Origin of the sequence: Umezawaea tangerina (genome assembly GCF_003002815.1) — a bacterium.
GTDB lineage: Bacteria > Actinomycetota > Actinomycetes > Mycobacteriales > Pseudonocardiaceae > Umezawaea > Umezawaea tangerina.
In genome coordinates, this window is sequence record NZ_PVTF01000007.1 from 339131 (window position 1) to 359897 (window position 20767).

Genomic DNA, 20767 nt, shown 5'->3' on the forward strand with positions numbered 1-20767 from the left:
GTCAGCCCGCCAGGACCGCGCGGGTGAACAGCTCCAGGTGCCGCAGGGTGGCGGCGGCGAGGTCGCGGACCGCCCCCTCGGCGAACATGCGCGGGCTGTAGCTCCAGTCGAACGACAGGCGCTCGTCGACGATGTCGATCCTGACCTCGATCTGCGAGAACGTCCTGCTCTCCGGCGACTTGCCCTGGCCGACGTGGTCGTCGGTGCGGCGGAACAGGTCGGAGGTCGGCAGGTCGTGCAGGCCGCGACCGCGGTAGTGCACGTACACCTGCGGTCGCGGCAGCGCGGCGAAGCGCGGTCCCCACTCGGTGTCCGCGCCGAGGTAGCGCAGCGGACCCCAGGCCTGCTCGACGGTGCGGACGTGCAGGAGCTGCTGGCGCAGCGCGCTGACCGCGCCCGCCGGACCCGCCTGCCGCGGCACGGTCAGCACGTGCGGGACCACGCCCGCGAGCCAGCCGACCGTGCGGGTGACGTCCGGGCCCGCGGGCTGCGGGGTGCGGCCGTGCCGGAAGACGTCGATCGCGACCGTGTCGTGCCCGCAGAAGTCCGCGGTCCCGGCGGCGACGGCGGCCAGCATGACCTGCTCGGTGCTCGTCGCCGAGCCCCGCGCCAGCCCGAGGACGTCCGCGCTGAGCCCCTCGCCGCAGCGGAGCGCGAACGAGGCCATCTCCGACCGCGCCAGACCGCCCCGCGGTGCCTCGGCGGGCAGCCGGCCCACCTCGCGCCACGGGAACGAGAGCCACTCCCGCGCCATCCGCGCGCCGGACGTGCCCAGCGCGGACCGGCGCAACGAGGCCGCGTGCCCGAACGCGGACAGCGACGGCGCGGCGACGGGCTCGCCCCTGAGCAGCAGGTCGAGCTCCTGGGCGAGCGTCTGCACGCTGACCCCGTCGACCACCAGGTGGTGGAAGGCGAGCACCAGCCGGTCGCCGTGGTCCGACGCGGCGTACAGGGCGCGGCACACCGGGGCCGACCCGATGTCGAACCGGCCGTACAGCCCGTCCACGGCCGCGCGGTACGCCGCCTCGGCCTCCCGCTCGTCCAGGCCGGTGGAGTCGAGCCAGGACAGCGGGAACGACGCGTCGGGCGCGGCCAGGGAGACGCCTTCGTGGTCCGGTGAGAACCGGGACCGCAGGACCGCGTGCCGGACGGTCAGGTCGGTCAGCGTCCTGGCCAGCGCGTCGCGGTCGAGCCGGTCGCGCACGGCGAGCACGACGGGCTCGACGAAGTGGGAGGGGTCGGGGTGGCCGAGGCCGAAGAACCAGTGCTGCGACGGGAGGAGCGCCGGGGTCGCGGTCTCCGCGACCGGTGCGGCCGCGGTGGTGCCGTCGACCGCCGAGAGTCCCGCGACGGTCGGGTTCCGGTAGACGTCGCGGACCGAGATCGGCACGCCCGCCGCGGTCGCGCGGGTCACCAGCCGCAGCACCGAGAGGCTGTCGCCGCCCATGTCGAAGAAGTCGTCGGTGGGCCGTACGTCCTGGCGCCCCAGCACGTCGCGCCAGATCGCCAGCAGGTCGCCGTCCCGCGCGACCTCGGCCTCGACGGGGGACAGGCGCAGCGCCCGGCGGTCGACCTTGCCGTTGCCGTTGCGCGGAAGCGACTCCACCACGAGGATCCGGTGCGGCACCTCGTGCGCGGGCAGCCGCTCCCGCAGGTACCCGCGCAGTGTCGCGTCCAGGTTCTCCACGTCGGGCCGCGCGACCACGTGGGCGGCCAGCACCGGCCCGTCGTGCACGACCACCGCGGCCTCGGCGACGGCCGGGTGCTCGCGCAGCGCGGCCTCGATCCCGCCCAGCTCGACCCGGAACCCGCGGATCTTCACCTGGTCGTCGGTCCGGCCCGCGTACTCGATCCGCCCGTCCGGGCGCAGCCTGCCGAGGTCGCCGGTCCGGTACACGAGGTGGTCGCCGCCCGTCGGGTCCTCGACGAACCGCTGCGCGGTGAGCTGCGGCCGGTTGAGGTAGCCCAGGCCCACGCCGACGCCGCCGACGCAGATCTCGCCGACCTCGCCGTCGGGGACCGGGTCGACGCCGTCGAGCAGGTGCACGACGGTGCCGGACACCGGACGGCCGATCGTCACGTCGCCGTCCGGTGCCACCCGCTCGCAGGTGGAGAAGATCGTGGTCTCCGTGGGCCCGTAGATGTTCCACGTCGCCTTCACCACGGCCAGCCGGTCGGCGAGTGCGCGGGGGAGCACCTCGCCGCCCGCGACCACCGTCAGCGTGCCCGGCGGTTCCCAGCCCGCGCCGAGCATCGCGGCGAACATCGACGGCGTGCCCATCAGGTAGCTGACCGACCGCTCGCGCAACGCCGCCGACAGCGCGTCGGGGTCGCGGGCGACGGCCCGGTCGAGCAGGTGCAGCGTGCCGCCGGAGACCAGCGGGAGCAGCAGTTCCAGCGCGGCGAAGTCGAACGCGAACGACGCCATCGCCAGCACCGAGTCCGACGGCGCGAACCCGAAGTTGTCCCTGGCGTGGGCCACGATGTTCGCCACTCCGCGGTGCGCCGAGACGGCACCCTTGGGCTGCCCGGTCGAGCCGGAGGTGTAGATCACGTACGCCGCGTCGTCCGGGCGCACGTCGGCGGGCTCGCGCCGCGGTCCGCTGGGGACGTCCGACGTGGAAACCACGACGGGGCACAGCAGTGCCGCTGTTTCCGGGTCGTCGCTGATCACGGCGCTGAACTTCGCGTCCTGCGCGACGAACCGCAGCCTGTCGAGCGGGTAGGTGGGCTCCAGCGGCGCGTACGCCGCACCCGACCTGAGCACCGCCAGCACGGCCGCGGCCGCCTCGACGGTCCGGCCGACGTGGACCCCCACGACGTCGCCGCGCCCGATGTGGCCGGGCAGCGCGTCGAGCAGCCGGTCCGCGTTCTCCGACAGCTCGCGGTAGGTCCACGACCGCTCGGCGTCGCTGACCGCGACCGCGTCCGGGCGCACCCTGATCTGCTCGGCGATCAGCCCGTGCACGGGAACGTGCGGGTCAACCTTGTCCTGCATGGGTTTCCTTCCGAATTCCTACGTCGTCGCGTCCGGGCGCGGCCTCGCGGCCGACGAGCCGAGCACCCCGGCCGCGGCGAACACCAGCGCCAGCGCGAACCAGCCCACCACGCCCGTCCCGATGACGAGCCAGGTGACCAGCGGCGGGCCCACGGACTGGCGAACGCCCTTGCGCATCGCGAACACACCCTGGTACTCGCCCTGCCTGCCGGGTGGCGGCAGCTCGAACGACAGGGTGAACGCGCTCGCGCTCTGCACCATCTCGCCCCAGGCGACCACGACCGCGCCCACCAGGAGCACGGCCATGCCGACCAGCGGGCCGCCGGTGCCCGACAGCGCCGTCACCGCGCAGCCGACCGCGAGCAGCAGACCGGCCCTGGTCTGCGCCCGCGCGGCATCGGCCAGGTCGTCGGCGGCCTTGCCGATCCGGACCTGGAACAGCACGACCAGCGCCGTGTTGAGCACCAGCAGCACCGCGTTGAAGCCCGCGCCGACCGCCGTGCTCGTGACGATCCACAGCGGCACGGCGAGGGTGATCACGACCGAGTGCAGCTCCAGTACGCCGTTGGCCGCGGTCAGCACCAGGAACCGCACGTCGCGGAACGCGCCGCGGGTCGTCCGTTCGCGAGGACCGGTGGCGCGCGGCGAGCCGTCGGACGGCCGCGCGGCGATCCACGCGCACGCCAGGTGCGTGGCCGCCGTCGCGAGGACGACCGCGACGAACGCCGCGCGCGTGCCGACGGTGAGCGCCAGCCCCGCGAGCGCGGAGCCCGCGGCGAAGCCGATGTTGAACACCGCCCGCAGCCTGCCGCGCACGACGGCGGCGGCCGCGCCGACCCGCTCGTGCACCAGCGTCGCCCGCAGCGGTTCCGCCGCGCCCTCGCACACCCCGATCGCCACCACGGCCAGCAGGAACGGCGTGAACGAGGAGACCAGCCCGTAGGCGGCCACCACCGCCGCGCACAGCACGTGCGCGGCCACCAGCGGGCGCCTCGACCCGAACCGGTCCGCGAGCGCGCCCGCCGGGGTGCTGACCGCGATGCCGCACAGCCCGGCGACACCGAGCCCGAGACCGACCTGCTGGGGGCTCAGCCCGACGACGCGGGTGAGGAACACCGCGCTGGAGGTCAGGAACAGCCCCGTGCCCAGCGACTGGGCGAGCACGAGCACGGCCAGTCCGCGGGCGGCCCCCGGTTCGGGGACCACCGCGGACAGCCACCGCCGGGCGCTCCCGCTCACCGCGTTCGTGGCGGGAGGCACGCTCACACCTCCAGCTTCTGCCAGTCGTCGAGGTTCTGCAGCTCGAAGACCTCGGTGACGGACGCGATCCGGGACTCCAGCGAGGTCGTCTCGCCGAGGGTCAGGATCGTCTTGAACGTGTCGCGCAGCGCCGACACGGTGGCCCGCAGCCCCTGGTTCGCGTAGATCACCACGGACACGCCCGCCGCGGCGGCGTCGTCGACGTGCCACTCCGGGTAGGTGGTCGGGACGACGACCACCGGGCGGTGACCGTTCCACGCCCGCAGGAACTCCAGCACCTGGTCGTTGACCTTGGCCTTGGAGTGGATCAGCACGGCGTCGGCGCCCGCGTCGGCGTAGGCGTGGCAGCGCTCCAGCGCCTCCTCGACGCTCAGCCCGCTGATCAGCGCCTCGGTCCTGGCGATCACGAAGAAGTCGGGGTCGCGCTGCGCGTTCTTCGCGGTCTCGACCTTGCTCGCGAACGCCTCGGTGCTCAGCAGCGTCTGCGCGCCGCCCGCGAAGCTGTTCATCTTCGGGAAGAGCTTGTCCTCCATGCACACGGCGGTGATGCCCGCGGCCTCGTACTCGTGCACCATGTGCGCCACGTTGAGGTTGTTGCCGTAGCCGGTGTCGCAGTCGGCGACGACCGGGATCGACAGCGCCTTCTGCATGTTCGACGCGCCTTCGAGGTACTCCGTCATCGTCATGACGCTCGCGTCGGGCAGGCAGCGGGCGGCGGACATCTCCAGGCTGGAGGCCCACACGCCCTGGAACCCCGCCTGTTCGGCCAGCGCGGCGCCCATGGCGTCGTGGGCGCCGGCGAGCCGGACCACCTTGTTGGCGGCCAGCACGGTGCGGAAGCTCTGGTGTTCGCGCCTGAGCATTCGGTGTTCTCCCTGTGTGTCTCGTGGACCGTGGTTTCTCGGGGACCGGGTCCGCCGGTCCGTCGCGTCGCGGGACCGGGTCCGGCTAGCGGACGAGGGCCGCGTCGAGGTCGTCCGCGGTCCGCACGTGGCCCCAGAACTCGTGGAGCCAGCGCAGGACGTCGTGCATGATGTGGTGGTCCTGGTTCGGGCGCAGCGCCCCAAGCTGGAAGAACATGACGCCCTCGCTGGGCGGCCCGAGGAACGTGAGCCGCTCGTCGGCCGAACCGCCGGACCGGACCGGGTGGAAGCCGTCGGTCAGGTCGAGCCCACCGGGCTCGAAGTCCGGCGCGCCGTCCTGGCCGGGGTTGCGCCACTTGCGGACCAGTCCGCGCCGCAGCAGGTTCGGGTAGATCGGTGAGAGGTCGGCCTCCGGGTCGAAGGAGTGCACCCTGGCGTCGACCAGGACGTCGAAGTCCCGTTCGACTCCGGTGTCCCGCCCGGTGACCCGCCACCGGCCGTCCACCCCGCGCACGCTCGCGCCGGGACCGACGGACACGTCGAGCAGCCCGTGCTCGACGAGCGCGAGCATCTTCTCCATGACCTCCAGCGCGGCGCCGTTGGCCAGCCGGTTGTGGTGTCGCATGTAGACGTCGAGGAACGTCCGGTGCGACCGGGCGGTCAGCCCGCCGAAGTCCACCGCGTGCGCGAGCACCGGCCGCAGGTCCCGCCAGACGCCGTCGGCTGCGGCCTTGACCGGGTTGTCGACGTTGTTCTGGTCGGCCCGCAGGTGGTCCAGCCGCATGAACTCCAGCAGCGCCTCGCGGAAGCCGTCCTCGCCCACCGTGCCGTCGACCGGCTCGATGGTGTCCTTCCAGGAGAACGCGTTGCCCGCCACGGTGGTCTCGTTGCCCCACGGCGACGTGGCGGCCGCCACGGCCGCGGCGAACGAGGCCGGGTCGTCGAGCAGCCCCGCCAGCTCCGCGGCGGCCGCCTCGCCGTACACCACGTGCAGGAAGCGGCGCAGCGCCGCGGACAGCAGGGGGTCGGTCCCGGCGATCGGCCGTTCACCGCGCAGGACGGCGTCCAGGACGGCCGCCATCGTGGTGAACGCCTGCTCCAGCGGGCGCAGCAGCACGCGCTGGGCGCCCTCGGGGTCGACGTCGCCGCCCGCGTCGCGCAGGAACGCCTCGAACGCGGGCCGGGCGGCGTCGGCGAGCGCGGCACCGGCGTCGGGACCGAGCAGCGTGGTGTGCTGCAGCAGCGCCATCTCCAGCAGCACGATCGGGAGGATGTGCCGCTCGAAGTCCAGCTGGCGGCGCACCCGGTCGCCGATGAGGACGGGGGAGCCGACCGCGGCCCGCAACCGGTCCACGGCGCCCTCGGTGAGGAACACGCCGCGGTGCTCCAGGTTCGCGAGGTCGCGCTCCTTCGCGTTGAACGGGCGGGCGAAGGTGAACAGGCCCGAACCGCTGAACGCCAGGATCGACGCGGGCTCGCGGCCCGACGGCCGGTAGACCAGTCGGCCGTCGACCTCGTCGTAGGTGCCGCCCCGGCCTTCGGTCAGGTGCAGGACGACGTCGATAGCCGTCAGGCCCATGCCGGCGCACCCGATGGACTGGCCGGGCGCCACGACGTCCTCCGGCAGCCCCACCTCCAGCGGGTACACCGAGGACACGAAGGTCGCCGGGCCCTTGGCGGCGAACTCGGCCCACGCGCGCTGCCGGGGCAGCGACGCGGGGTCGTTCGCGGAGTGCCCGGTGAGCATCAGCACGTGGTCGACGACCCCCTGGGCGGCGCCGTCCGCGGTGACCGGGCGCAGGCCGTCGGCCTGCTCGACCAGGTCGACCACCTCGGTGCCGTGCAGGAGCACGTCGATCCGGGGGTGCGCCCGCAGCAGGTCGAGGTAGGTCCCGAACTGCTCCCGCAGCGCGAGCCCGTGGACGTAGCGCTTGGGCCAGTCCTCCGGGCTCAGGTCGAACGACGGGTCGCCCGTCTCGTCGAACTTGGTCCGGCACCACTCGTGCAGCGTCGGGCGCAGCTCCCTGGGCAGCAGCGGGCCCGCGTCCGACACGCTCTCGTCCGCCGCGAAGGCGACCTGGCCGACGATCCGGTTGAGGAAGCTCGTGGTCGGCTGCTCGGCGCTGTGCACCTCGCCGTCGCCGAAGTGCCCGGAGCGGTCGTACACGTGGATCTCCAGCGAGGTCCCCTCGCCCAGCGAGTCCGCGGTGGCGGCGAGCCGCTCCATCACGTACGTCGCGCTGGGGCCCGCGCCGATCACCGCGAGGCGGACGGTCCTGCCCATCAGGCGGCACCCCCGGTCCGGACGGCGGGCAGCACCCGGTCGAGCGCGCTGAAGAAGCCCTTGATGTCGGCCTCGTCGAGCTGGCCCATGTTCGCGACCCGGAACACCGCGCCCAGCTCCTCCTGCACGCCGTACACCACGTAGCCCTCGTCCTTCAGGCCGTCGTGCAGGTCGGCGTAGCGCACGCCGTCGGGCACCATGACGTTGGTGACGCTGTTGCTCCAGTGCTCGGCGGGCAGCAGGAACTCCATGCCCCGTTCGGCGAGCCCCGCGCGGACCTGCGCCGCGAGCTCGGCGTAGCGGGCCGCCCGGCCGGTGACGGTCTCCTCCAGCACCAGGTCGAGCGCCTGCTCGAAGGCGAACATCACCTGCACCGCGGGCGTGAACAGCGGCGCGCCCACGATCGCCTGGCCGCGGTAGTGGCCGTGCAGGTCGAGGTAGAACGTGTGCGCCGGCACGTCGGCCAGCTCCTCGAAGCGGGACCTCGGCGCGCAGACGAAGCTGACGCCGGGCAGGCCCTCCAGGCACTTGTTCGCCGTGGCCACGCACCAGTCGACGTGGTCGGCCAGCATGTCGAAGCTCTCCGCGCCGACGCTGCTGATCGCGTCGACCAGCAGGGACCGGCCCAGCCGGTGGGTGATCTCGCCGATGGCGCGGACCGGGTTGAGCATCCCGGTGCTGGTCTCGTGGTGGACCATCGCCACGTGGGTGATCGTCGGGTCGTCCACCAGCGCCCGCTCGACCGCCGCCGGGTCGATCGGGTTGGTCCAGCCGAACTCCAGGTACGTCTCGTCGATGCCGTGGGTGGCCACGATGAGGTGGATGCGCAGGCCGTAGTTCCCGTTGTCCAGCACCAGGATCCGGCCGTCGGCGGGGACGACCGACGAGACGGCCGCCTCCAGCGCCGCGGTGCCCGACCCCGCCAGCAGCACGCTCGTGCAGGTCTCGTCGCCGCCGCACACCGCGGTGGCCTTCGCCCGGACCCTGGTCATCAGGTCGGCGACCTCGGGCTCGCGGTGGCAGACGTCGGGGTAGGCCAGCGCGGAGCGGACCCGCTCGTGCACGTTGACCGGGCCGGGGTTGAGCAGGACCGTCCTGGACGGCGGAGGTGCGGCCTTTCCGTACTTCGACGCGAATGCGTCCGGCATGAAGTGCTCGCTTTCGTCTACTGGACAGGCGGCTAAACGCGCGGATACCGTCCCAATTGGTTCGGAACCGGGTGCGACATCCACCGGACGCCAGTCCGGCAAAATGGACATACCTCCCGGACCGGCAATGCCGATTCCGCTGCTCGCTGAATTGCACGGTGAATAAACGCGCGTATTCGGCGTTCGGCGGATATCAGCAGTTAACCAGAAAGCCGCCTGCTGTACCTGCTCCGTTCGGGTGACTGGGAAGTGCATGTCCGGTGACATGTTGTCCACTTCCGGACTTCTGGTGTTCGAGGGGTTCCCCTTGTGTCGCAACGCCTGTACCGATCATGCTATGGCCAGGCGACGCGAGGTGGCCGTCGCCGGCGGCACGATGCCGGGCGGACGGCGAGTTGTTGTCGACACTCGCCGTTAACTTGACGTCGAAAGGCGGAATCATCTACTTTACGAAACTTTCGGCCACTGCTGTCGCGTATCGACAAATCAATGGGGTGCGTTCGCGCCAAGCAAATGTGTCCTGTATCGCACTACCCCTCATGTCGGTGGCGATCCGGGAAGAAAGTGGTTAGACCTGAAGTATCGCAACCGCCCCGACGGTCAAGGGCGGACCTACCAGGCCGCCCTTCGAACGGAAAGCGAGAATGTCCGCACAAGACACGCTCGGCGGTGGCGCCGCCCTTGTCCTGCCCGAGTTCGACGACCCTCCCGCGGACCAGGGGGCGGCGCTGACCTTCCACTGGCGGGAGACCCTCCGGCAGACCACCGCGGCGGGCACCGCGAGAGGGTACGACCTGCCTCGGCCCGAGGGGTGGGCGGCCCACCGGCTGGTGCCCTGGCGCGTCGAGTTCTGGCACGGCCACGCGAGCCGCCTGCACCGCAGGCACCCCCGCACCGCCGACGGCGACGGCTGGACCGCCCGGCGGCCGCACCCCCGACCTGCTCTGACCGACCCCGGCAAGACGATCTCTTGGCGCGACGGAGAGGAACGCAGTTGACGACATCGAGGGCCGAACGACCCGGCACCGGCACCACCACGTTGAAGCGGTCGATCCTGGTGCTCGACCCGATCGACGAGACCGCGCTGCGCAGCCTGGAGGAGGACTTCGACGTCCGCGTCCGGTTCCAGCCGCCGGAGGCGGAGCTGCGGGAGCTGGTCCGCGACGTCGACGTGCTGATCGTGCGCAGCGGTGTCCGGATCGACGCGTCCGTGGTCGCCGCCGCCACCCGGCTGTCGCTGGTGTGCCGCGCGGGTTCGGGCACCGACAACCTCGACCTGGTCGCGCTCGCCGCGGCGGGCGTGCGGGTCTTCAACGTGCCGGGCGGCTCGTCCGCGGCCGTGGCCGAGCTGGCGCTGGGCCTGACCTTCGCCGTCGCCAGGAAGATCGCCCTCGCCGACCGGCAGCTGCGGGAGGGCATCTGGGACAAGCCCCGCCTCGCGGGCCGCGAGCTGGGCGGCAGCGTGCTCGGTGTGGTCGGCCACGGCGCCATCGGCTCGCGGGTCGCCGCGCTGGGGCGTGCGCTGTCGATGCGGGTGCTGGTCACCTCGCGCCGCGACGACGAGGAGTACCGCCGCGGCGTCACGGCGAGCGGCGCGGAACCGGTCGGCCTCAAGGACCTGCTCGCCTCCTCCGACGTGGTGTGCCTCGCCGTCCCGCTCACCGACGCCACCCGCGGGATGGTCGGTGCGGGCGAGCTGGCGCTGATGAAGGACTCCGCGTTCCTGATCAACGTCGCCCGTGCGGGTGTCGTCGAGGAGGACGCGCTGCTGGCGGCGTTGCGGGACCGGACGATCGCGGGTGCCGGCCTCGACGTGGTGTCCAACGAGCGCACCCGCAGCCCGTTCGCGGACCTCGACAACGTCGTCCTGACCCCGCACATCGGCGCGATGTCGCTGGACGCGCAGCGGCGGATCGGCGAGATCGTGGTCGACTCGATCCGCACGGCGCTGACGGGCGGCGACATCGCGAACGTGGTGTGCTGAGCGTGCCGACCACGACGATGGCGGCCGCCGTCCTGTCGCGCGACCGGGTCATCGAGCACCGGTCCGTCGACCGCCCCGAGCCCGGACCCGGCGAGCTGCTGGTGCGGGTGAGCCGCACCGGGATCTGCGGGTCCGACCTGGCCACTTACGCCGGGCACCACCCGTACAAGACCGCGCCGGTGGTGCTCGGCCACGAGCTCAGCGGCCACGTGGTGAGGGTGGGCGCGGACGTCGAGGGGTTCGCCGAGGGCGACCGGGTCTGCTCGGCCGCGTTCTCCCACTGCGGGGAGTGCGTCGACTGCGCGGCCGGGGCCACGAACCGGTGCACGAGCAGGCTCAACCTCAGCCACCTCGGCTGGGAGGGGTCGTTCGCGGAGTACGTGCTGCTGCGCCCGAACATGGCCTTCCGGCTGCCCGCCGAGGTGGACGACGAACTCGGCGCGCTGGTCGAACCGCTGTCCATCGGGCTGCACGCCGTGCGGCTCGCCACCGGCGTGGCGGGCGGCGACGTCGCGGTGCTCGGCACCGGCGGCATCGGGCTGAGCTGCCTGGTGGCCGCGGTCCGACTGGGCGCCCGCGCCGTCACGTGCGTGGACATCGGGACGCAGAAGCGCGCCCTGGCACTGGAACTGGGCGCCGAGTCCTTCGTGGACGGAGCCGACCCCGGTGCGGTGCCCACCGGCGCGGACGTCGTGCTGGTGGCCTCCGGTCACCCCGGCGCGCTCGCGCAGGCGGCGGCGATGACCAGGCCCGGCGGCGAGGTGGTCGTGGTCAGCTACTTCGACCGACCGCAGGACGTCGACCTCAACCCGCTGGTGTCGCAGGAGGTCGTGGTCCGGTTCTCCGCGCTGTCCACGGCGGCGGACTTCACCGAGGTGATCGGCTGGCTGGAGCGCGGCGAGGTGGACCCGCGCCCGATGGTCACGCACAGGTTCCCGCTGGCCGCCGCCGACGAGGCGATGCGCGTGCTGGCGAAGGGCGGCCCGGTGGGCAAGGTCGTCCTGGCGGTCTCGGACGGGAGGGGTGGGCGATGAGCGGCGGAGGACGTGACCTCGTGGTCGGCGTGGTCGGCGCGGCGGGGTACACCGGGGGCGAGCTGTGCAGGCTGCTGCTCGGCCACCCGGACGTCGGCACGATCCTGCCCGCGGTGCGCGACGACCGGTCGTTCGAGCGGACCCACCCCAACCTCGCGGGCTCCGGCCTCGTGTTCACCACCGTGGACGAGCTGGAGGCGCGGGCGGTGGACCTGGACGTGGTGTTCTTCTGCACCCCGACCGGCCACGCCATGCTGGCCGCGCGGCACTACCTGGACGCGGGCGCGGTCGTGGTGGACCTCAGCGCGGACTTCCGGTTCGCCGACCCGGCCGCCTTCGAACGCGCCCACGGGGTGGTGCACGCGGCGCCCGAACTGCTCGACGAGGCCGTGTACGGCGCCACCGAGCTGAACCGGGACCTGGTGCGCAAGGCGCGCCTCATCGCCAACCCCGGCTGCTACGCCCTCACCGCCGTGCTGGCGCTGGCCCCGCTGCTCGACGCCCGCGGCGACGGGATCCACGACGTGGCCGTGCACGCCGTCAACGGCACCACCGGGGCGGGCACCACGCCGAAGAAGGACCTGGCCCACGCCGAGGTCTTCGGGTCCATGCTCGCCTACAGCCTCGAAGGCCACCGCCACGGACCCGAGCTCGAGGCCGTGTTCGGCGCGCTGACCGGCCACGAGGTCGGCGTGGACCTCAACACCACGCACGGGAACTTCGCCAGGGGCATCCACCTGCAGGCCAACGTCCGACTCACCGGACCGACCTCGCGCGCGGAGCTGCTGGAGACCTACACCCGGTTCTACGGCGCGGGCCACGACGGCGAGTTCTTCGTGCTGGTCAACGACAACGCCCGCACCGGGAAGATCAACGACAAGCAGTACGACCTGTACCCGAGGCTGGCCGACGTGGTCGGCTCGAACTTCTGCCACCTCGGCCTCGACCACGACGCCGACCGGAACGTGGTGAAGGTCGTCGCGGTCACCGACAACCTCGTGAAGGGCGCGGCCGGGTCGGCGATCCAGAACATGAACGTCGCACTGGGCCTGCCCGAGACGGCGGGGCTGCGCGCGTATGCGCTCTGAGACCGGCACCGCCCCGGCGCTGCGCGGAGTGCCGCTGCTGAGGGACGCCCCCCTCGGCCGCGGGCAGCGGTGGATCTACTCGGCGGGCTTCAACGTGACCCCCTCCTCGCGCCGGTCGGAACGCCTCGACACCGAGCTGGCCGACCTCGGCCTCCTGCTGCGCGCGGGCTGCCGGGTCGCCCTGCTCTCGCACCAGGGCGAGCACGGCACCGCGCTCGCCCTGGACTTCGTCGCCGACCACCTGCGCGCCCGGCTGGCCGCGCCGGTGGACTACCACCCGGTCAACACCGGTCCGGACGCCGCGCGGCGCGCGGAGCGGATCGGGCCGGGGGAGCTGGTGGTGTTCGGCAACACCCGGCACCACGCGGGCGAGACGGCGGGCGACCCCGCCCTGGCCGCGGAGTTCGCCGCGCTGGGCGACCTCGTGGCCGCGGGCGGGTTCTCCAAGGCGCACCGCGCCCACGCCTCCAACGTGGGGATCATGGCGTTCCGACCGGGTTTCCTGGCCGACAGCGTCGTGCGCGAGGTGGAGCTGCTGGCCCCGTGGGCGGGCGCGCGCGACAACCTGGCCTCCGTCGCGGTCCTGGGCGGGAGCAAACCGGAGAAGACGCTGACGGGGCTCGCCCACGTCATGGACACCTACGACGTCGTCGTCCCGGGTGGGGTCGTGCTCAACACCCTGTTGCGCGCCAAGGGGTACGACGTCGGCGGGTCCGAGCTGGGCTCCCGGCCGGAGGAGTGCCTGGCGGTGGCGCGGGACGTGCTGGGACGGCCGCACCGGGCGGAGCTGCTGCTCCCGGACGAGGTCGTCGTGGCACCCCCGACCGGACCGGCGCGCACGGTCCGGGTGTCCGACGGTGTGCCACCCGGTCACGCCGTGGTCGACCTCGTGGTGTCCGCCGCGACGAGGGCCCGGCTCACCCACCTCGCGACCCGTGGCGCGAGGGCGTTCGTCGCGGGGCCACCCGGCCACTGCGCACGTGGGTTCACCACGGGGTCGGGGCACCTGGTCGACCTGCTGACGGCACCCGCGGTCGACCTGCTCCTGCTCGGCGGGGACACCGCGGCGGAGCTGCCCTGGGACGGACCGGTGTCCACCGGCGGAGGATCGGCCCTGCACTACCTGGCCCACGGCACCTGCCCGGCGCTCGACGCGCTGCGCGGGTCACCCGCGACCGAGGAAGGCGACACATGATCATCGACCTGCCCGTTCCCACCGAGGTCGTCTTCGGTCGGGGGAGCTCGCTGGAGCTCGGCTCGCGGACCCGCGCGCTGGGCGGCCACGCCCTCGTCGTGACCGGGCGCCACGCCCTGCGCCGGGCGGGCGTGCTCGACGCGCTGCTGGGTGTCCTGCACGACGCGGGCGTGCGCACGACGACGTTCGACGCGGTGTCCCCGGACCCGAAGGCGAGCGAGGTCGACGCCGCCGTGGCGGTCGCCACCCGCGAGGGCTGCGACGTCGTCGTGGGGCTCGGCGGTGGCAGTGCCATCGACGCCGCCAAGGCGATCGCCGTCGGTCTGCGGTTCGGCCCCATCGGCCCCCTGGTCGGGCGGACGCTGGACGACGTCACCGACCTGGTGCCCGTGGTGGCCGTCCCGACGACCGCGGGCAGCGGGGCCGAGGTCACCAAGGGCTCGATCATCACCGACACCGAGCGGAACCTGAAGTCCGGCATCCGCGGCACCGCCCTGTTCCCCCGGCTCGCGGTCGTCGACCCCGGACTGCTCGCCACCGTGCCGCTCGCGGTGGCCGTGGAGTCCGGGTTCGACGCGCTGGCGCACGCCGTGGAGGGCTACCTGGCTCGGCGTTCGACCGAGCAGTCCCGCGAGTTCTCCGTGCGCGCGCTGGGGATCCTCGGGGCGCGCCTGCCCGAGGTCGCCGCCGGTCGCGCGGACGACGCCGTGCTGGACGACATGGCGATGGCGGCGCTGCTGGGCGGGGCGAACGTGGCGCTGGCCAGCACCTGCCTGCCGCACCGGCTGCAGCAGGCCATCGGGTCGGTGCCCGGCGTGCCGATCTCCCACGGCCGGGGGCTGGCCGCGGTCTACCCGGCGTGGGTCGACCGCGTCCGCCCGCACGCCGCGGGCAGGCTCGACGAGGTGGCCCGCATGCTCGGGCACGACGACCCCGCCGAGGCGATCGCCGCCCTGCGCCGGGTCGCGGGGCTGGAGGCCGACCTGCGCGAGCACGGGTTCGAGCCGAAGCACGTCGACGACTTCGTGGCCGCCGTGACGGGGAACCTCGACAACGACCCGATCCCGGACCCCGACACCGACCTGCTGCGCGAGCTCTACGAACGGTCCTTCACCCGGTAGCGCCGACCGGTCAGGGCCAGAGCAGGTCCGCGGACCACCCGTCGCCGGTCGCGGTGTAGCGCAGCCGGGTGTGGTTGCGGCCCTCGTCGCCCTGCCAGAACTCGACCTCGTCGGCCCGCACGCCGTACACCGTCCACTCGGGAGCGACGAAGTCCGGGTCCCGCAGGATCTCCTCGGTCGCCTCGGCCACGGCGGCGACGCTCTCCTCGCGGCTGCCGAGCACGTCGCTCTGCCGCGACAGCTTCGCCGCCGCCCGCGCGCTCGGGGACCGGTTCAGGTAGTCCCGCGCGCTGTCCTCGGCGTCGGCCACGACCACCGCGCCGCGGACGCGCACCTGGCGGCCGAGGCTCGGCCAGTAGAACGTGAGCGCCGCCCACGGGTTGTCGGCGAGCTCCTTGCCCTTGCGGCTGCCCGACCCGGACGCGAACTGCCAGAGCCCGCCGTCGAGGTTCTTCAGGATCAGCACCCGCGCCGACGGGCGTCCGCCGTGGTCGGTCGTCGACAGGGTCATCGCGTGCGGCTCGGTGACGCCGGACTCGACCGCGTCGCGCAGCCACTCCTCGAACAGCGCGTCCGGGTCGTCCGGCGCGCTGTCGAGGTCGAAGGAGGGGAGCGGACCGGCCAGCGAGGGGAGGCCTCGGAGCAGTCGCCTGATGGGGTTGTCCGTCGCGGTCACCGGGTCGATGCTAGCGAATCCGCTCCACGGGTGATCATGGAGGCGACCACACTGGGAGATGACCGGGTTCGCCCAGGGCGTCCGTGGCATCACGAGCGGCGGTGTCCGGGGCAGACCCTCGGGGGTGGTGCTCGTCCTGCCGCGAGCGACAGGGGAGCGCCACCCCCGAGGATCCCGGCAGTCAGCGCGTGCGGATGGTGGAGCGCCCGGCGTAGCGGGCCTCTGAGCCGAGCTCCTCCTCGATCCTGATGAGCTGGTTGTACTTCGCGGTGCGGTCGGAGCGCGACAGCGAGCCGGTCTTGATCTGGCCGCAGTTGATCGCGACCGCGAGGTCGGCGATGGTCGTGTCCTCGGTCTCGCCGGAGCGGTGCGACATGACCACCGAGTACCCGGCCTTGTGGGCGCGGTCGGTCGTCGTGAGCGTCTCGGTCAGCGTGCCGATCTGGTTGACCTTGACCAGGATCGAGTTGGCGATGCCGCGCTCGATGCCGTCGCCCAGCAGGGCCACGTTGGTGCAGAAGACGTCGTCGCCGACGAGCTGGCAGCGGTCGCCGATGGTGTCGGTGAGCAGCTTCCACCCGTCGAGGTCGTCCTGCGCCATGCCGTCCTCGATGGACAGGATGGGGAACTTCGCCGTCAGCTCGGCCAGGTACCCGACGTGCTCCTCGACCGAGCGCTTGCGGCCCTCGCCGGTGTAGTCGTAGACGCCGTCGCGGTAGAACTCCGAGGCGGCCGGGTCGAGCATCAGCGCCACGTCGGTGCCGGGCTCGTAACCGGCCTTCTCGACGGCGTTGACGACGAACTCCAGCGCCTCGTCGGCGGAGCCGAGGTTCGGCGCGAAACCGCCCTCGTCGCCGACGTTGGTGTTGTGGCCCGCCTCGTGGAGCTCCTTGCGCAGCGTGTGGAAGATCTCCGAGCCGACGCGCACGGCGTCGAAGAACGTCTCGGCGCCGATCGGCGCGATCATGAACTCCTGGAAGTCGATCGCGTTGTCCGCGTGCGCGCCGCCGTTGATGATGTTCATCATCGGCATCGGCAGCAGGTGGGCGTACGCGCCGCCCACGTAGCGGTACAGCGGCACGCGGTGCGCGGCCGCGGCGGCCTTGGCCACGGCGAGCGAGACGCCCAGCGTCGCGTTCGCGCCGAGCCTGGCCTTGTTGGGCGTGCCGTCCAGCGCGATCAGCGCGTTGTCGACCTCGGCCTGCTTCTCGGCGGCCATGCCGACGACGGTCTTCGCGATCTCGCCGTTCACGGCGTCGACCGCGGCGCGCACCCCCTTGCCGTGGAAGCGCTTCTTGTCGCCGTCGCGCAGCTCGACCGCTTCCCTGGTGCCGGTCGACGCGCCGGACGGGACCGCGGCCCTGCCGAGCGAACCGTCCTCCAGCTCGACGTCGACCTCCACGGTGGGGTTGCCCCGGCTGTCGAGGATCTGTCGGCCGACCACACGGACGATGGCAGTCATTTCTCTCCCTGCTCTGACGTGGACCTCGTTGTCGTACGACTTCACTGTATCGATAATGATGCGGCGCCGTCAGCACTCCTCCTCCCCGTTCGACGTCGAGGCCGGTCGGCGAGAGGTCGTCGGCTAGTGTCGACGAGTGGTGCTGGTCGGCCGGGACGTCGAGCTCGAGGAGCTCGCCCGCGCACTGGACCGGGCGGGTGCCGGGCACGGTGGGGTGCTGGTGGTGACCGGCCCGCGCGGCGCGGGCAAGACCGCGCTCGCCGACGCCGCCGTCGACCTGGCGCACGGGCGCGGGTTCCGCGTCCTGCGGGGAGGTGGACCCCTGGTGTGGGCCCAGGTCGCCCGTGATCTGGGAGTGCCGGACGAGGTCGTCGCGCCGCTGCTGGGCGAGCCCGGTCCGCTGGAGCTGGACGACGTGGCCCGCCGCCTGGTGTCGCCGGACCGCACGGTGGTCGTGGTGGACGACGTCGACCGCGCCGGACCGGCGGCCGTCGCGCTGCTCGCCGTGCTGGCGGGCCGGGTCGGCGCGGGCCGCACCGTGGTGGTCGCGACCGCGACGACCTCCCTCGACACCGGCCGCGAGCTCAGGATCGGCGGCTTGGCGGAGGACGAGCTCGCCGCCGTCCTGCCGTCGTCCAACGCCTTGTGGGTGGCCTCGCGCGGCCTGCCGGGGGTCGCGCACCGGCTCGCCGCGCTGGACGGGACCGGCGACCCGATCGTCACCATGGCGCTGAACGCCTTGTCCGCCAACGAGTTCCTCGACATCGACGTCGCGCTGGTCCGGTTGCTGGAGCTCGCCGTCCCGCGAGCGCCGGACGACCCGACACGGGCGCGCGTGCTGGCGAGGCTGGCCCGCGAGCTGGTCGGGGACGCGTCGGCGCGCGACCGGCGCCACGACCTGGTCACCGAGGCCCTGCGGCTGGCGGGCGACGACCCGTCGGCCTCGGCGGACGTGCTCGACGCCCGGTTGTCCGCGTGCTGGGACCCGTTGCCCGCACAGGACCGCCTCGACACCGGCGCGCGGATCGTCGCGCTCGCCCGGAGCACCGCCGACGCGACCCTTGAGCTGAAAGGGCTCTTCTGGCAGTTCGTCGCGTTGACCGAGCTCGGTCGGCTCGGTGCCGCGGAGTCCGTGCTCGGCACGTTCGAACGACTGGCGGCGGCGACCGGGTCGGGTGGCGACGTGGTGATGGCGCTGAGCAGGCACGCGATGATCGCCGCGCTGCGCGGCCGGTTCGACGAGGTCGAGGCGGTCACCGACGAGGTCGTGCGGCTGGGCATGCGGTTCGGCGTGCCGGACACGCGGCGGCTGGTCGCCACCGTGAGGTTCGGGATGGTGGGGTGGGAGCGCGCCGACCGCGTCGCGGTCGAGGCCGAGCTGGGGCCGGTGCTCGCGATGGCGCGCCGGTTCCCAGGGCACTTCTTCGAGGCCACCGCGGCGCGCATGCTGACGCTGGTCGGCCGCGACGCCGAGGCCGCGGCGGAGCTGGGACGGGTGCTCCCCAGCGTGCTCGCGGGCTCCGGACCCCGGTGGGTCGCCGCGATGGCCGACCTCGGCCACGTCGCCGTCGTCACCGGCGACACCGCCGCCGCGCGACGCCTGTACGCGGCGCTGGAACCGTTCGCGGGCAGGCTCGTCGTGTGGAGCGGGGCGAGCACGGTCTGGGGCAGCGTCTCCCACCGGCTCGGTCGGCTCGCCGAGGTCCTCGGGCGGCGGGAGGAGGCCCTGGTCCACCTCAAGGCGGCCGCGGTGCTCGAGGAGGAGATCGGCGCCCTGCCCGCGCTGGCCCACAGCCAGGCCGCGCTCGCCGACCTGACCGGCGACGAGGAGCTGCGGAGCCGAGCCCGCGCGACCGCCGAACGGCTAGGGATGGTGCTGCTGCTGGAACGGTTGGCGCGCCCGGCCGACGAGTGGCGGCTGGGCCGCGACGGCGAGGACTGGTTGCTGGAGGCGGGTTCCGAGGTCGTCCGGCTGCGGGACTCGCGCGGTCTGCACTACCTGCGGGCGCTGGTCTCCGCCCCTGGCCAGGAGATCTCCGCTCTCGACCTCGCCGCGGGCGGGGCCGGGCTGGTCGCCGCCGGTGCCGAACCGGTGCTCGATGACACGGCGCTCAAGGCCTACCGGGCGCGGCTCGCGGTGCTGGACCCCGACGACCCCGAACGGGAGGCGCTGCTCGACGAGCTGCGCCGGGCCGCCGGGCTGGGCGGGAGGCGCCGAGCCGCGCCGTCGGAGGCGGAACGGGCGCGCGTCAACGTGACGCGGACGCTGCGGGCGGCGTTGGCGCGGATCGCCGAGTCGGCGCCACGGGCGGGCGCGCACCTGCAGGAGTCCGTGCGGACGGGGCTGGTGTGCCGGTACGCGCCCGCGCCGGGTGGTCCGGCGCGCTGGCGGGTGTGAGCGAACGGATCGTTCGGTGCCGGTTTACGCCTTCCCGGTGTGACGCTTATCGATGATCTGAACAAGCAGCTCTGGGTGGTCGCCGCGGTCGGCCGGCTCGCGGGGCGAGGGCTTCTCGAACGGGAGGCCGACCCCGACGACGAGGTGTCGGTGCTGGCGCAACAGCTGCTCGTCGAGGCGGGCTGGTTGGACACCGACCCGGTTCGGCCCGGTGCGGCGGTCCTGGCCGGGCTGCCGCAGGGGGCGCCGCTGTCGGCGCTCGGCGGGCACGTGCGGGAGCGGTTGGCGCAGGCCGTGCGGTTCGCGGACGGTGCGGGGCCGGGGTGGGCGGAAAGCAATCGTGAGCTCGTCCGGTTCCGGGGGCGGACCAGCGGGGGGATCGTGCGGGCGATCATGGGGAGGTGCTGCGGGGAGGCACTGGCGGACGCCGGTTCGCTCTTGGACGTGGGAGTCGGCGCGGCGGGGATCCCGATCCGGCTGTGCGGTGAGTTCCCCGGTCTGCGAGCGGTGGGGATCGACGTGAGCCCGGTGGCGGTGGAGGTGGCGCGGGAGGAGGTCGCCGCCTCCGGGTTCGGGGATCGGATCGAGATCCGGGAGCAGTCGGTGGGGGAACTGGCCGAGGTGGAGGCCTTCGACCTGGTGTGGGTGCCGCAGCAGTTCATCCCGCGTGAGGTGCTCGTCGAGGCGCTGCCTCGGGTGCTGAGGGCGATGAAGGGCGGGGGGACGCTGGTGATGGCGTTGGGGAGGGCGGGGGAGCTGGAGAACCTGATGTTCGGGGGTGGGACGTTGGGGGATGAGGAGGCGGTGGGGTTGTTGGAGGGGAACGGGTTCGTGGATGTGCGGGTGTGGGGTGGGGATGTGGTGACGGGGAGGCGTTGAGGGGGGTGTCTCGCTTGGTTTGGGAGGCGCGGTGTGTCGCCCGGTGTTGGTAGCGCGGACTCCCGGGGTGTCGCTAGCCGTGGTCTCCGGGGGTGTCGCTGCAGCGGACCCAGGTGCGGTCGGCTTGACTTGGGGCCCCTTTTTTGGGCTTCGTCGGGCGAAAAAGGGCAGGTGGTAGAGCCTGCCCGCCGACTCATTGTAAGCCCAAAAACCCCAAGTCAAGCCGACCGCACGAGCGGACGAGCGCCGCTCGCTTCCAGCGTCGCTGGGTAGGGCGGCTTGTCGCTTCCAGCGTTGCTGGGTGGGGCGTTTGCGTTGGCTCGCTTCCAGCGTTGCTGTGTAGGGCGTTTGCGTTTGCGTTTACTCGCTTGGCTTGT

15 protein-coding genes are annotated in these 20767 nt (G+C 73.1%); 8 read left to right on the plus strand and 7 right to left on the minus strand.

The window, feature by feature from the left end; translation table 11 throughout:
* Position 1 precedes the first annotated feature (1 nt).
* The 5 genes from CLV43_RS24385 to CLV43_RS24405 form a co-directional block, all read right to left on the minus strand.
* Positions 2-2998, minus strand: a complete 2997-nt coding sequence (locus CLV43_RS24385; RefSeq protein ID WP_106189589.1) for a non-ribosomal peptide synthetase — start codon at positions 2996-2998, stop codon at positions 2-4.
* Positions 2999-3016: 18 nt separating this feature from the next.
* A complete protein-coding gene (locus tag CLV43_RS24390; protein WP_170155990.1) occupies positions 3017-4258 on the minus strand; it encodes an MFS transporter in 1242 nt (413 codons plus the stop codon).
* 2 nt (positions 4259-4260) lie between these two features.
* The gene (locus CLV43_RS24395; protein WP_106189591.1) at positions 4261-5121 is read right to left on the minus strand and encodes an isocitrate lyase/phosphoenolpyruvate mutase family protein; all 861 of its coding nucleotides are present in this window, start codon (positions 5119-5121) and stop codon (positions 4261-4263) included.
* Between the two features lie 85 nt (positions 5122-5206).
* The gene (locus tag CLV43_RS24400) at positions 5207-7405 is read right to left on the minus strand and encodes an FAD/NAD(P)-binding protein (RefSeq protein WP_106189592.1); all 2199 of its coding nucleotides are present in this window, start codon (positions 7403-7405) and stop codon (positions 5207-5209) included.
* On the minus strand, positions 7405-8553 hold the full coding sequence (locus CLV43_RS24405) for a pyridoxal-phosphate-dependent aminotransferase family protein (RefSeq protein ID WP_106189593.1): 1149 nt from the start codon (positions 8551-8553) through the stop codon (positions 7405-7407). Before CLV43_RS24405 ends, CLV43_RS24400 begins: the two co-directional genes overlap by 1 nt.
* A gap of 644 nt (positions 8554-9197) precedes the next feature.
* Between CLV43_RS24405 and CLV43_RS24410 the strand changes: the two genes are divergently transcribed.
* Genes CLV43_RS24410 through CLV43_RS24435 form a run of 6 tightly spaced genes read left to right on the plus strand, consistent with a single transcriptional unit; the run spans position 9198 to position 14975 of the window.
* Positions 9198-9551 (plus strand): pyridoxine 5'-phosphate oxidase C-terminal domain-containing protein, encoded by a 354-nt coding sequence (locus CLV43_RS24410; protein WP_106189594.1) that lies wholly within the window; start codon positions 9198-9200, stop codon positions 9549-9551.
* On the plus strand, positions 9548-10537 hold the full coding sequence (locus tag CLV43_RS24415; RefSeq protein WP_211304526.1) for an NAD(P)-dependent oxidoreductase: 990 nt from the start codon (positions 9548-9550) through the stop codon (positions 10535-10537). Before CLV43_RS24410 ends, CLV43_RS24415 begins: the two co-directional genes overlap by 4 nt.
* A 2-nt stretch (positions 10538-10539) precedes the next feature.
* A complete protein-coding gene (locus tag CLV43_RS24420) occupies positions 10540-11571 on the plus strand; it encodes a zinc-dependent alcohol dehydrogenase (RefSeq protein WP_281262178.1) in 1032 nt (343 codons plus the stop codon).
* Positions 11568-12659, plus strand: coding sequence for an N-acetyl-gamma-glutamyl-phosphate reductase (argC, locus tag CLV43_RS24425; protein ID WP_106189595.1), 1092 nt, complete (start codon positions 11568-11570; stop codon positions 12657-12659). Before CLV43_RS24420 ends, argC begins: the two co-directional genes overlap by 4 nt.
* Positions 12649-13854, plus strand: coding sequence for a phosphoglycerate kinase (gene pgk, locus CLV43_RS24430; RefSeq protein WP_106189596.1), 1206 nt, complete (start codon positions 12649-12651; stop codon positions 13852-13854). Before argC ends, pgk begins: the two co-directional genes overlap by 11 nt.
* A complete protein-coding gene (locus CLV43_RS24435) occupies positions 13851-14975 on the plus strand; it encodes an iron-containing alcohol dehydrogenase (RefSeq protein ID WP_106189597.1) in 1125 nt (374 codons plus the stop codon). Before pgk ends, CLV43_RS24435 begins: the two co-directional genes overlap by 4 nt.
* Before the next feature lie 10 nt (positions 14976-14985).
* Here the strand turns inward: CLV43_RS24435 and CLV43_RS24440 are convergent, their stop codons facing one another.
* Both CLV43_RS24440 and eno read right to left on the minus strand, forming a co-directional pair.
* Positions 14986-15651: a pyridoxine/pyridoxamine 5'-phosphate oxidase gene (locus tag CLV43_RS24440; RefSeq protein WP_245886904.1), complete on the minus strand. Its 666-nt coding sequence runs from the start codon at positions 15649-15651 to the stop codon at positions 14986-14988.
* Between the two features lie 181 nt (positions 15652-15832).
* A complete protein-coding gene (gene eno / locus CLV43_RS24445; protein ID WP_106189599.1) occupies positions 15833-17113 on the minus strand; it encodes a phosphopyruvate hydratase in 1281 nt (426 codons plus the stop codon).
* Between the two features lie 136 nt (positions 17114-17249).
* Here eno and CLV43_RS24450 point away from each other — a divergent pair, with 136 nt between their 5' ends.
* Positions 17250-19511 carry an ATP-binding protein gene (locus tag CLV43_RS24450; RefSeq protein ID WP_106189600.1) on the plus strand — a complete coding sequence of 754 codons (2262 nt, stop codon included), beginning with the start codon at positions 17250-17252 and terminating at the stop codon, positions 19509-19511.
* Between the two features lie 39 nt (positions 19512-19550).
* Positions 19551-20390: an SAM-dependent methyltransferase gene (locus tag CLV43_RS24455; RefSeq protein ID WP_106189601.1), complete on the plus strand. Its 840-nt coding sequence runs from the start codon at positions 19551-19553 to the stop codon at positions 20388-20390.
* Positions 20391-20767: the final 377 nt, after the last annotated feature.